This window comes from Bacillus sp. PK6-16, assembly GCF_056530295.1.
In genome coordinates, this window is sequence record NZ_CP096512.1 from 170,185 (window position 1) to 184,016 (window position 13,832).

11 protein-coding genes and 2 pseudogenes are annotated in these 13,832 nt (G+C 30.4%); 9 read left to right on the top strand and 4 right to left on the bottom strand.

The genetic code is table 11. From position 1 onward, the window contains the following. Positions 1–220: 220 nt before the first annotated feature. Positions 221–1,060, top strand: coding sequence for a peptidylprolyl isomerase (locus M1D66_RS28215; protein WP_242555316.1), 840 nt, complete (start codon positions 221–223; stop codon positions 1,058–1,060). Positions 1,061–1,319: 259 nt separating this feature from the next. Next, entirely contained in the window at positions 1,320–1,613 is a 294-nt protein-coding gene (locus tag M1D66_RS28220) for an ArsR/SmtB family transcription factor (protein ID WP_242555315.1), read from the top strand. Positions 1,614–1,933: 320 nt separating this feature from the next. Here M1D66_RS28220 and M1D66_RS28225 read toward each other — a convergent pair whose 3' ends face one another. From M1D66_RS28225 to M1D66_RS28240, 4 genes are all read right to left on the bottom strand, one after another. Then, positions 1,934–2,320, bottom strand: coding sequence for a MerR family transcriptional regulator (locus M1D66_RS28225; protein WP_048536318.1), 387 nt, complete (start codon positions 2,318–2,320; stop codon positions 1,934–1,936). A 1,148-nt stretch (positions 2,321–3,468) separates the two neighbouring features. After that, complete coding sequence (locus tag M1D66_RS28230; protein WP_242555314.1) at positions 3,469–4,569, bottom strand: Ger(x)C family spore germination protein; 1,101 nt, start codon at positions 4,567–4,569, stop codon at positions 3,469–3,471. Further along, complete coding sequence (locus M1D66_RS28235; RefSeq protein ID WP_242555313.1) at positions 4,569–5,642, bottom strand: GerAB/ArcD/ProY family transporter; 1,074 nt, start codon at positions 5,640–5,642, stop codon at positions 4,569–4,571. Before M1D66_RS28235 ends, M1D66_RS28230 begins: the two co-directional genes overlap by 1 nt. Then, entirely contained in the window at positions 5,642–7,093 is a 1,452-nt protein-coding gene (locus M1D66_RS28240; protein ID WP_242555312.1) for a spore germination protein, read from the bottom strand. Before M1D66_RS28240 ends, M1D66_RS28235 begins: the two co-directional genes overlap by 1 nt. A 491-nt stretch (positions 7,094–7,584) precedes the next feature. Between M1D66_RS28240 and M1D66_RS28245 the strand changes: the two genes are divergently transcribed. The 7 genes and pseudogenes from M1D66_RS28245 to M1D66_RS28275 all read left to right on the top strand — a co-directional run bounded on the left by M1D66_RS28245 (position 7,585) and on the right by M1D66_RS28275 (position 13,765). Continuing rightward, positions 7,585–8,433, top strand: coding sequence for a LysR family transcriptional regulator (locus M1D66_RS28245; RefSeq protein ID WP_242555311.1), 849 nt, complete (start codon positions 7,585–7,587; stop codon positions 8,431–8,433). A gap of 314 nt (positions 8,434–8,747) precedes the next feature. Further along, positions 8,748–10,043, top strand: coding sequence for a VanW family protein (locus M1D66_RS28250; protein ID WP_242555310.1), 1,296 nt, complete (start codon positions 8,748–8,750; stop codon positions 10,041–10,043). Positions 10,044–10,446: 403 nt separating this feature from the next. Further along, positions 10,447–10,734, top strand: coding sequence for a hypothetical protein (locus M1D66_RS28255; protein ID WP_281976291.1), 288 nt, complete (start codon positions 10,447–10,449; stop codon positions 10,732–10,734). Between the two features lie 41 nt (positions 10,735–10,775). After that, positions 10,776–11,552: pseudogene (locus M1D66_RS28260) on the top strand (condensation domain-containing protein). A gap of 70 nt (positions 11,553–11,622) precedes the next feature. After that, the gene (locus tag M1D66_RS28265) at positions 11,623–12,372 is read left to right on the top strand and encodes an AMP-binding protein (protein ID WP_242555309.1); all 750 of its coding nucleotides are present in this window, start codon (positions 11,623–11,625) and stop codon (positions 12,370–12,372) included. Between the two features lie 688 nt (positions 12,373–13,060). Then, positions 13,061–13,201, top strand: a pseudogene (locus M1D66_RS28270) (recombinase family protein); the annotation flags it as partial. 57 nt (positions 13,202–13,258) lie between these two features. Further along, the gene (locus M1D66_RS28275; protein WP_242555307.1) at positions 13,259–13,765 is read left to right on the top strand and encodes a hypothetical protein; all 507 of its coding nucleotides are present in this window, start codon (positions 13,259–13,261) and stop codon (positions 13,763–13,765) included. The last annotated feature ends 67 nt before the right edge of the window (positions 13,766–13,832 follow it).

Below are 13,832 nucleotides of genomic sequence, written 5' to 3' on the forward strand. Positions count from 1 at the left end.
TAAAGGAAATATAATATTGTTATATTTTTAATAACATAACAAATAATAAGTTTATTAGATGAGGCATTTATTTTAGTTTATATGGATTTATTGAAAATTATATGGATTTTAAAGGTGTCAAAATTAATTTTTATATTTAATAATTGACTTTCAGTGTTAATTTAAGAAAAGAATCTTGTTTATAAACAATAAAATTGAGAATGGAAAGAGGTAAAATAAATTGAAAAAACGTCAATTATTCATAGGGACCATAACAAGCGGAATATTGCTACTTACGGCATGTGGTAACTCAGATAATATGGTTACATCTAAAGCCGGAAATATATCAAAAAATGAATTTGAAGCAGAATTAAAGAAACAAGCAGGAAAACCTATATTACAACAAATCATGCTAGGTAAACTTATACTTAATAAATATAAAGTTTCAGATACTGAAGTAACTGAAAAAATAAAAGAAATAAAGAAGCAAAGGGGTGATAGCTTCCAAGTTTATTTATCACAAAACGGTGTTAAAAATGAAGATGAATTAAAAACTAAGTTAAAACCACAAATTGCTTTTGAAAAAGCTGTCAAAAAATCGGTTACGGAGGAAGAAATAAAAAATAACTATAAACCTAAAGTAAAAGCTAGCCATATTTTACTAAAGGATGAAGAATTTGCAAAGGAAGTAAAAGAAAAATTAAATAATGGAGAAGAATTTGCGGCCTTAGCTCAACAATACTCAGAGGATTTGAATTCAAAGGAACAAGGCGGAGAGTTATCTGAATCAGCTTTTATAGAAAAAGAGCCTGAATTTAAGGAAATTACTTATAAATTAGATGCTGGGCAAATAAGTGAGCCAGTGAAATCTCCTTCGGGCTATCACATCATTAAAGTAATCCAAAAAGAAGAGTTGAAGCCGTTTAATGAAGAAAAAGAGAATATCCGAAAGGAACTAGAATTAATGCGTTTACAGAATCAAAAATGGAAGCAGAAATTCTTTGAAGAATTATTTAAGGAAGCAGATTTGAAAATACTAGATAAGGATTTAAAAGATACATTTAAAGAATTTAATTTGTAAAATAATCGGTATCCTAATAAATTTAATTATTATACTCCTAATAATTAAATTTATTAGGAGATTTACAACATTATTAACCGGTTCCTTAGAATACAAGGTACCGGTTAATTTGTGTTTAAAATGTATTTAATCGTAAAAATTTATTTAGGGAAAATCACCAGCAAATAAACATTTAATAATTAAGTTATTTAAAATAACGAAATGTTTTTTGTTTGAATAGTCGAATGAAATAATACTATTCCAAAAAGGAGAAGAGAGTATGTCAAAAGCTTTTTATATGAATAATGATTATAACAGACCTGCGGATATATTACGGATGCTTGGACATCCTATGCGTTTGATGGCAGTTCGAGAATTAATTGCTAAAGGACCATTAAATGTGTCTGAGTTACAAAATTTAATAGGTGTTCCACAATCCACAATGTCACAACAGTTAATAAAATTAAAAGCTTTTAAGATGGTTTCCTATGAGCGCAAAGGAAATGAAACTTATTATATAGTTAATGATAAAAAGGTTATTGAAATTATTGAGTTTATGCAGGAAATGGAATAGAATGTTTGTAACAGTGGACGTAAGAAGGCGTTGAGAGTATAATGAAAATCATCAGAAATGGCGATTTTTTGTTTATAGATGGTAGGGAAACAACACCCCAAGATGAAAATCCCATGTGTTTTTGACAGAAAATGAAATGTTTTTTGTTACAAATTAACGCCAAACTTTGTTCTGGGGATACTATTAAATTGTGTGAGGAGCCCTTAGATGTAGTATAGTCATTTTACTTCTAAGGGCGTTATTAAAATTACAAAAAATAATAGACTGATGAACAAAATGCAGTTGGTATTTCATGACATGGTGCAGATAGAAAAATTCCGTTAAATAATAACCTTTTTTTTATTTAATTGAGCTTCCAATGTATCATATACTGCTAATTTGTAATTAATTTTTTCTAAGTGTTTATATGTTTGTGTTATTTCGTTTTCTACTCTTTTTTTATGTTGAAGCATCATTTTTTTTCGATCATTAAGTGTGCTACTGCCTTGATAATATAATTCTATATATTTTTTAATTTCTTTTATAGGCATGCCAGTTAGCCGTAATGCTAAAAGTAAATTAATCCACTCAATATTATCTTCAGTATATAAGCGATTTCCATTATTATCACGTTTTATAACAGGTAATAATCCTTCATTTTCATAATAGCGTAGAGTAGATGCAGAAACGTTTGTTATTGTGCTTATTTCCTTAATTGTAAATGTCATTTTGGCAATTCTCCTGTTTATATATTTAATTATAGTTACTTAATGTGTAAATTTACTGTTATTTTTATTTCAACAGAAACTATGCTAAATACTCTTTAACTTAATAATAAATTAATACTAATTGAAACGACAATAGGAATAATTTCTATATGAAGAAATTATTATAAATGTAGTACAGCAAACATTTATATTTTATTCGTTAGTCCAATGTTTTGTCTAGATTCCCTTTGAAAAAATGCCGATGGTGTTGTGATAGAAAACTTCTCTGACTATTCAAAAAAATGGAGTCTTCTTATTTGTGAAGTATAACAAAAGTATTCGATGCAATTATACAAAAGATTGTACTAGTATACATTTATTACTACAATGGTGTGCGAATTCAAGAAAATTAAACAACCTCTCTCTAAAGAATATAGGGAGAGGTTGTTTAATTTTTATACCCGCTGTTGTTGAGTTTGTTCCGAACATATACCTTTAAACAATTTGCTGTTCCTTCACTATAAAACATCTAATACTTTATTGTTTTATTTATTGATGATTTGATAAGCATTCTTGTTAACATAATATCTTAATTTCTATTGGTGGTTTGTGTTCGGGGTATTCCAATTAAGATAGTAATCCCATATTACTGGTTGTTCACTAAAAGGCCCAAAATCGACAATCTTGTGTGCTTTCGAATACATTTTTTGTATGTGCCATCAGAAAAAAATGTATTTCCACTATTATTAAGCTGATATGGTTTCCTATCAATTGTTATAAATCTTTTAGCCATTATACAATTTTTAGGGCTACGGTAATAACGTTTCTCTCCAAGCTGAACCCAACGGGTTTTCTTTTCTTCTTTTGTATCAATAAAATGCCATTTATCACTTTCTTGTTATCATATTCCTATTTCCGATAATTGGAATCGATTGTTATTTGCTGTGTTTTTGTAAAATTGGTCTCTATCATTTTCTAATTTTCCACAATTGTTAAGAGCACCCCGCATCTTTCTTTTTCAGCACTATCAGATACTGGATGTAAATCAAGAATGTATTTCTGTATTTTACTCATAGTTTCTTTTTCGCTAGTGCTATTTACATTGTCACCAGGAGTATTTTTGTTGAATTTTTGTTTGTCCAGTTCATACTAACCTAAATTTAAAATTTTTATTTAATACTTCCAACATCTCTTACTTTTACATTTACTTTTATATCTATATTTGCTTTAGATAATTCATATCCCCAATTTTGTTCATGAGGGACCCAATTTTTATATTGAAATGCACGAGCATATAATCCTAATCCAATAGGGTCTATCTTCGCATGTTTAATTTTTTTGATGAGTTCTGTTATTTCCTTTGTTAATTGTTTCGAAATAGCTTTTTCTAATTCTCTACTATTCATTGGTGTATCAGAATAAGGGAATTCTTCAATGATTTCCGTCCCCATATCAACTTGTATATTAAAAGTAAAACGGTTGGTATATGATACTTTTTTATCAACTTCAATTCTTTGTGCAGAAATACTAAGGCATTGTTTATTTTTTAACTGGAATGGATTATTTATAGTAAATGGATAATCGCCTTGTACCTTCCCCTGTAATAAGGTTAATAATTTATTTTCATTTGGATTTAAATTTGATTGAAACAAATTTTGAGAATCTAAAAGCATTGTTCCTGTAATTTTCACTTTGTTATTCTCCATTTTTTTTATACTAGAAATACTCGGAGTTATCCCTTTATCCTTAACTTGTCTATACAGTTCTTTAAATGTTGTTTTAACAGTAGCATTTCTTGCATTGCCTGTTCTAATTAATTTAGTCAAATAATCTGCAAGAAAGTTATTTTTATGGGAGCGAGAGTAGATAATATCAGAAACTTTTCCTTCTACACCAATAACCTTGGCCGTCATAGTATTTTGGGGATCACGATAAAAGGGCTCTAAGTATCTTATCCAATTCTTTTTTTGAAGAAGTTTTTTTCCCAAAAGTATAATCTGTATTTTACTGCCGGAAATAATTCCTGGATCTACAGTATCAAACTTATCTCTAGCCATTCGAACCGTAGTATCTGTGCTATAATGTTTTTCCTCATTTCGTTTTTGATCTTTATTTATTAAAGGATTTACTACGTATATTTGCAGGTTATTTTGCTTATCTAAATCAATTCCTACAATTAATGTTGCAGCAACATCCTCAACATATGTTTGATCGTAGCAACCCGTAAGTAATAGTAGACATGAAAGGAGGAATATTATTTTTCGTATCATTAAGTATCACCTTTTAATTTTATTACTATAAACATGAATATAGGAAATAAATAAGCTGTGCCTAATCCTATATATGAAATTAAGTTCGTCCAACTTTGTGCTTGACTCCATGATGGATGAATCAAATAAACACTTAGAATAATTAGAGAAAAGAAAATTGAGATATGAATATTGTTTTGTGGTTGGTTAGTTAAATTACTGATGCATAGTAAACTGGCATAAATATATGGAGTCCATGAAGTAAAAACCACAAATAAATATAAAGTTATAATGATTAAGTCGAATCTTTCTAAAAAGCTAACTTCAATAATTTTTACTATACTTAATACGGGTTGGTTATATGATGTTATTTCATCTGGGCTAAAAAATATAAAACATGAAATTGTCATGAAAATATAAAAAAGCATTGTTATACTGTTAGCAAGTATCACCCCTTTAGTCGCATCCTGTTTTCTTTTTAAATATGGATACATACAGAATACTATTTCAAATCCTGTAAATGGAAAGATAGCTTGAGGAAAAGCCTTCAAAATTCCATCAATACCATTTTTAAAAAGAGGTAACATGTGTAGCGAATTCCCTTCTTTTAAGGGAATTAAAAATAACATTAAAATCCAGATTGTAAGATAAAATACAATCTCACAGTAACGTCCTAATACATATACATTTTGAGAAACGACGAGATAAGTAGGGATTAAAAATAATAATATTATGAGGAAATCCGGTGTTTTAGGAAGTAAATTCCCTTTGATGTAGAGCATTCCGTTTAGTAACACCAACCACGCATAAAATGAAAAATATGCAGTATAGATAAAGGTGAAGAATATCCTGATAAATTTATTTATTCTATTATTCAACAGCTGTCTGGAGTATCTCTGAGCTATTTGAACCCAAGCTATACTGGCTAACGTAGAAAATAAAAAACAAAGAGGCAGTACTAACCATCCATCAGTCCCCGATTTTTCTGCTAATGTACGGGGGAGAAAAAGAATTCCCGTTCCGACTTGAGCTCCATGAACAATAAATATAAATTGGCCTAAAGAAAGTGTATCCGCATTATTGATTTTAGACATTATATGTCACCTTTTGCTCTATTTTTATATTTAAGAATGAAATCTTTGAGCTTCCAAATATTTATGGGTAAAAATGAAACACCATAGGGGGTACCTATAGAACGAATACTTAACATATGTGCTAATAATGTCATAAGACCGACAATAATACCTACAACTCCAAACCAAGTGGCTAGCAGCATCATAGGAAAACGTAAGTATCGAACTGCTAAACTCATATCATAATTTGGGACAGTAAACGATGCAATAGCTGTTATAGAAACGATGATAATCATGATATTGCTTACAATCCCTGCTTGTACAGCAGCTTGTCCTATAATTATTCCTCCAACGATGCCCATGGTTTGTCCAATAGGAGCAGGTAAGCGTAAGGCCGCCTCTCTCATCATTTCTAAAGTTATTTCCATAATCATAGCTTCTACAATAGCTGAAAAGGGAACATTTTCCCTGGATTCTGCTATAGATAAAAATAATGGGACAGGTATCAGACTAAAATTAAATGAAATTAGAGCAATATATGCAGCTGGTAAAACAAGCGCCAAGAAAAATGCTACTATTCGTAACAATTGAAGAATAAAATTTATTATCCACCTAGTACTGCGGTCATCTATATTTCTAAAAAAATCAAGAAAATTAGTTGGTCCAATTAATACATTTGGAGAATGATCAACAACTATTACAAATTTCCCTTCCAATAAATGAGATACTGTCGTATCAGGTCTCTCAGTTAGTAAGAGTTGGGGGAAAGGAGAATACGGATTATCTTCAATGTGTTTAACTAATTCTCCAGTATTCACTATAGAATTAACTCTAATATTATTTAATCTTCTTTGTATCTCTTCAGTAATTTCAAAATCAATTTTTTCTATTAAAAAAAGTGCATAAATTTTTGTTTTTCCTTCTTTACCAACTTCTGTAGACTTTACATTTAGTTTAGCTGTTGGCAAATAATTTCGTATTAAAGCAATGTTTTTAGTTGCAGATTCTACAAATCCCTGATGTGTACCTTTTATAGATATTTCATTCTTAGAATCGGAGGGTTCTCGATTGGGCCCACCCTTAATTTCGAGTTTATATGCAATAGGGGATTTGTCTACAAGAAGAATTGCACTTCCCTCTAATAAACTCTCTTGAATTTGACTAAGATATTGAACCTTAGAAATATTCCCAAGAGGTATAATTAGCTCTAATTCAGCTTTAAAATCTTCCCTTAACAGAGGTTTAAGAATATTATCATTAATGTCTTTTTTATCAGTTAATTCCGATAAATAAACCAATGCTAAGGTTTGATTATTTTCTTTCTGAATTCTTCTTATTACAAAATCCGGAGCATCTCCAAATTCATATTTTATGAACTCAAGATTTTCATCCAAAGAAAAATTTATTTGGACACCAATATAATTCTTCTGATTAGGTCTAGGTTCTTTATCTGGAAATAAAAACGTTTTCATAAACAAATCCCTCATAATAAATAATTTTGTAGACTTATTATTAAGTAACTACGCACAAATTATGTACCGAATATGTCTATTTTTAAGACAAAATACCCTTATACAATAACGCTCACTTTTTCTTATAATTGGTGAGGCACACAATAGCCAGCACATTTTACAATAAAATTATAATATTTTAGAAGTTAAAACAATTATTAGTACAAAAAAATACAGATAAGCATCATCTATTAGAGTCTTTTCTCTATTACGGGATGTTTTAGTATCCTTAAGGTCCATTTTTAATGTCTATGAAATAATAATTTTTATATATAAATACCTATATGAGCTTGTGTAAATTATTGTTACGTAAAATTCATGTATAGTTAGACGTTTAACATTTCTATGTTTAACATATTCTAAGTATATATATCTAATTATGTTAAGAAACAGAGAATAAACTTATAAATAATTTCAAATACAGTTAGAACATGAACAAGGTGGAGATAATTTTGGAATTTAGAGATTTGAAAATTTTTCAAACAGTAGCTAGAATTAAAAATATTACCGCGGCTGCAAAAAGTTTGAATTATGTGCAATCCAATGTAACTGCACACATAAAACAATTAGAACAAGAACTAAATACAATTTTATTTCATCGGCATGCTAGGGGCATTTCCTTAACAGGAGATGGACAAAAATTTCTTGAAAAGGTTGATAAAATCCTTAAAGAATTTGAGGAACTAAATAATATGTTTAAGGATGAATATTCTGTTGGGCTTTTAAACATAGGAACAGTAGATACTGTACACCCTTTACCTATGATATTAGCAGGATATTATGCGAAATATCCCAATGTGGATATAACACTAAAAACCGATGTGAGTAATCAATTGATGTTAGATGTACTAAATTACAAGTTAGATGGTGCTTTTGTAACAGGACCTATAAAAAATCCCTCATTTGAGCAATATGAGGTTACCAGCAAGACGCTCACTTTGGTTACAAATCAACCTACATTTGAAATAAAAGATTTAAATCATGAAACATTTTTAGTATTTGGAAAAGGCTGCGGCTATAGAAAAATGTTAGAAAAATGGCTTGAAAACGAAGGTTTTTTCAATAATAAGTTTATGGAATTTAATATGCTGGAAATGATTTTGCACAGTGTGTCCCTCGGATTAGGCATTACACTATTGCCTGCAACAGCTGTGGGCTTATATTCTAGTATTCCCAATATCTATTGTCATGAAATCCCAAAGGAATTTCATAAAATCACAACCATTTTTATAAGAAATAAAAGCATAAACGTGGGACTTACCATGAGGAATTTTATAAAAGAAATTCAAGTATATAAATAACAAGGAAGACCTATTTGTGTATCGTATAAATTAGTGGTTAAGCCTATGTCTGAATATAGATTGAAATCAACATCCAGACATAGACTTAACTGTTCATTCAAAAAATCTATATGCATTTATTAATAAATTTCATATAAAGTAATAACCAAAATACTTATTCTGATCCATTTTATAATGATACAAACCATCAATTAAAATGATGGTTTGTATCATTTGTTTGAATTTTACACTGTATCCTCAAATAAGTAGAATGAGATAAGAATCGATTCCAGATCTTCTTATTTGAGAAACATTGTGTAAGGATAGTGATCAATATGCCAGATGAAAATAGTACTTTGATTTTAAAAAAGAAAATAAAAAGAACTAAGTTTTTAATCTTTATTTTCACAATATTATTAATAATACTTATTAGTTTAAAAATAATATATTATATTTCTACAGTTAATCAACTTTTAAATGAAGTTGTATTACCAAACACTCAAATTGAGGCAACAGATGTAGGAGGATTAAATAGAAAACAATTAGCAAATATAAATCAAAAACATATCAACTCTTTAATGGAAAAAAAGTTAACATTTATATTAGAGAAAACCAAACAAACTTATACGTATCAAGAACTTGGAATTATGTATGATTCTAATTATGTAATACAAGAAATTTTTGATCAACAAGTGGAAAATAAATGGAGTGGATGGCTCAAAAAATTAACAGCAGAGATAGGCTTTCGAAAAATAAATTATAAGTTAGAACCAAAAATTAATAATAATAAATTACAGAATTTAATCTCTAACCAATTTACTAAATTTCAAGAGAATCCCACTAATGCATCAATACAAATGAATGATACGAATTCTGGAATATATTATGTAGATGAAAAAGTAGGTAAAAAAATTAACATAACTAGGTTACAAAGGGATATAATTGAAGCGATTTACAAAGGAACAGATAGCGTAGTCGTAAAATACACAAATATTTATCCGAATATTTCCAATCGGGATATTAGGAAGATAAATATAAAAAAAACTATGTCTGAATTTAAAACAGATCTTATTGGTCGTAGTAAAAATACAAGAGAAAATATAGAAAAAGCTGCTAATAAATTGAATGGTGTAATAATACCTTCAAACAAAGAATTTAGCTTTAATGACATTGTCGGAATAACCGATCAAATCCATGGCTATAAAAATGCACCGGTTATTCTAAATAACAAGTTAATTCAGGCAGCAGGCGGCGGGGTATGTCAAGTTTCAAGTACCTTATACAATGCCGTTTTGTTAGCGAACTTGGATATATTATCTAGAATAAATCATAGTCATCAAGTAAGTTATGTACCTGCGGGGTTAGATGCGACAGTAGCTGATAATGGTCCGGATTTTAAATTTAAAAATAATACTGATACACCGATATATATCAAAACTAATTTACAAAACGACCAACTTATTGTTAGATTATTCGGAAAGATAAGTGATGATATTGTTAATATATATACCAATACTATAAAAAAAACAGACTTTATATTAAAAGTAAACACTTACCGTGAAGTGAAAAATAAAGACAATACTTTAAAAGTAAGAGAATTGATTGGTACTAGTACGTATAAAAATAAATAAAGAAGCAAGTCAAGATGGGGAACTAATTTAACGATTAGATTGCTATTTAACCGAAAATTAGTTCATTGAATTGTTGGTTGTAACCATTAAAGTCCATATTTCATCTAGCGGCTTTGCGAAAGAACAAATTTCCTCTTTCAAAAAAAGTTACTATATTAGCTGTGTTAAATAGTTGCCAATTGGAGGATTTAACATTCATAGCATTTTAATATAACGAATATAAGATGTTAAATGGAAATTCTACAATGGGCGGGACTAACGATATGAACATTATTATTCTTATTTTCCATATTTTTAGGAGGGACAATCATGAAGCGATTTTTAAAGCAAAAAGTTCACATATAAAAACGATGAGCAATCCGCGCTTACAGAAAATCAAAAAGCATTATGGCTAGCGCATCAAATTGATGAAAAAACAGGTCTATATCATGAACTATTTTCGATTCAAATTGAAGGAGTGTTAGACGTTCAACAATTAGAAAAAGCGTTACAGTATATTGTAAATAAACACGCGGCGTTACAGCTGCATGTTCGCAATTCATCAAAAGGCCCTAAACAAATCATACAAGAAGACGTACAGGTAGAAATGCCGTGTTATGATTGGTGTGCTTATAGGGAGGAAGAGAAAGTTTTGATGTTAGACAATGCATTGCAGGAGGCTCTTCATAAAGCATTTGATCGTTCAAGTTAAAACAAAATGAACACTTGCTCCACATGGTATTTCATCACATTATGTTTGACAGATGGAGCTTAGGTTTATTTTCACAAGACTTAGAAGAGGCCTTTGCTTCTAATGTAATAGATGAAGTAGAATGGCCTTCTACTATCACTTTATATCAAAAATTATTATATAAACAGCAGAATTACATTGGAACAGATTCTTATGTTACTGATGAAACATACTGGCATGAAAAATTAGAGGGGCCTTTGCCGTGGAGTGAGTTTCCTTTAAGTATCCCCAAACCTTTGAAAGGTTCGTATAAGGAAGGAGCTTATCAAACGATACTAAATTATAATCTCAATTGTGCCGTTCATGATTTCTCCAAAAAACATTATATTAGTACATATCGCGTATTACTGAATATGTAGATTGTTTTATTACATACAATGACAAACAAAACTGATTTGATAGTAGGAATGCCAATTAATACGAGAGCGCGTAATACCTAGGAACAAAACGTATTTGGCTACTTTGTAAATACAATTCCCTTGCGTGTTAAATTCTCATTAAGAAATACTTTTCTAGAACTTGTTCAAAAAATAGATGTTTTGGTACGGGAAGCGCTAGAACATAAAAAATATCCTGTTCAGCATATGATAAATCAATTAAGTGCGACAAAAAAACAAATAAATCCAAATTTGTACCCAACTGTATTTAATATGGTAAAATTCCCTTCATTTCGTATGAAGGGGTTAGAGACAAAAGTGATTACCCATCAAAAACGAGTAAGTGCATTCCATATGGTATGGCCAATGATGCAAACAGAGGGGGGATCAGTTACAGCTTGAACTGGACTATAATGCAGCATTCTATACTGAAAAAGATGTTCAAACATATGTAGAACGATTTCAACGTCTTATGCAGACGCTTATTATAAATAAAAATGTCCCTTTGCAAGATGTAGATTTGCTTTTGCCACAAGATTATGCACTTTATCAAAAGACTGATAGAAGTCTTGCAAATTATAGTGTCTCGAAAACATTAGATCAGCTTATTGATGAACAAGCAAATAAAAATCCTTCTTGTATTGCAATGACAATAGGAAAACATATTCTTACCTATCAAGAATTACGGGTACAGTCCAATCAAGTTGCACAGGCATTATTACAAAAAGGATTAAAAAAACAAGAGCGTGTAAGTATCCTCATGAATCGATGTATTGATGCCATTGTGGCCATGATAGATGTGTTAAAAGCAGGTGGTACTTATGTACCAATTAATCCAGATTTCCCGGTAGATCGTATCCATTTCATTTTGCAAGACAGTGAATCGACACATATCATTACGAATCAAAAGACGAATCTGCCATGCAATTCATCAAATACGTCTATTATTATGTATGAAACACTCTCTAAACAAATAGTAACTGAACAACTACAGAGTCAACACACCCCATATGATGCGGCATATATTATTTATACTTCTGGTTCAACAGGCACTCCAAAAGAGTGTTGGTTTCACATCAAAGTGTCCTGCAATTTATCCATTCATTACAAGGCGAGTATGGTTTTCAAGAACAACAGGTACATCTACAATTTGCTTCTTTTATATTCGATGCTCCGTATTAGAAACAACAAATGGTATGCATTTTTATTTCAAAGGCTATGACATTACAGCAAATAAAATAAAGTGGTTTTCCAATATCGGGCTACTTTGTGATTATAAATTAGGAATAAAAAACACTGCCGATCCACTTAAAATAAATGGTGAAACTCGTAGATGGTTACGAAAATCAAATGAATATGATCCATTACCAAGTTGGTTATATCCGTACAACAAGAAAAATCCGAACCTCACCAAAATGACTGAAGGTGATGGGCGAAATGATAAATTGTTTACTTATATATTAAAATTGCAATCTCAAGGAATGGCTAAAAACGATATTAAAGAGACCATTTCCATTATTAATAATTATATTTTGGAAGAGCCTGTTGAACAAAATGAATTAAATATAATTTTACGTGATGAAGCATTCATGAAGGAGTCCTTTTACATAAAGAGCGCCTTCCAACATGAAAAATTCGGGGATTTTCTAATAAATGAACATCATATCTGTAAGAGCACAAATATCCTACACATCTATAAAGACGGTGTATATTCGGACAAGCAAGAAGATATTGAAGAAGCCATGATTAAACATATTCCAGCTTTAAAAAGGATGCAACGTCAAGAAACACTGGCTTATTTACAGTTAAAAGCAAAGCATAAAAATTTTGCTTCTACCAAATATGTTGTTGTGAAGAACGGTGTATTTAATTTAGAAACGTGGCAATTAGGAGATTTTACACCTGAAATTGAGAAACAAATTAAGCAGGCAATGAATTTGTTCTTTCATCGTGATGAGAATGGATTAAGTGTAAATGATATATCTAAAATGACTCATATCCCACGCGCTACTATTTATGCGAAAGCAAAAGAAATAATGGAAAAACAATAAAACAAATGTAAAGTAGCGAAACATCGCTGCTTTTTTATTTTGGGAAAGGTGAGAGTGATGACGAAAATTAAAAGATGGTTAACCAAAGAAGGTTTATTAAAAATGGAAGGATGGGCACGTGATGGTTTTATCGATGAACAAATTGCTTATAACATGGGTGTTACTCGCGTTACGCTTCATAATTGGAGAAAGAAACATCTGATCATGGACCAAGCTGTACGTCGTGGAAAAGAAGTAGTGGATCGTGAAGTAGAGAATGCACTACTAAAACGTGCATTAGGTTATACGTATGAGGAAGTAACGGTGGAAAAACAACAAGTTAATGAAGACGATGACTTTCAAGATGTTGAAACAAAAAGAGTTAAGCGACAAGTCGCACCTGATACAACTGCCGTCATCTTTTGGTTAAAGAATAGAAAGCCTGATGCATGGCGTGACCGACGTGAGATTGACTATAGTGGGGAAATGAAACAAACGGTTGTACAAAAGGCTGATTTAAGTAAGTACACGTCAGAGGAGTTGAAACAACTTGAAAGCCTCTTTAAAAAATCTTCCGACAGTTGATAAAATTCAAAGAGAAATAGCACGTCGTGATTACTATGAGTATGTGTGTTATGTACATGAAGGTAGA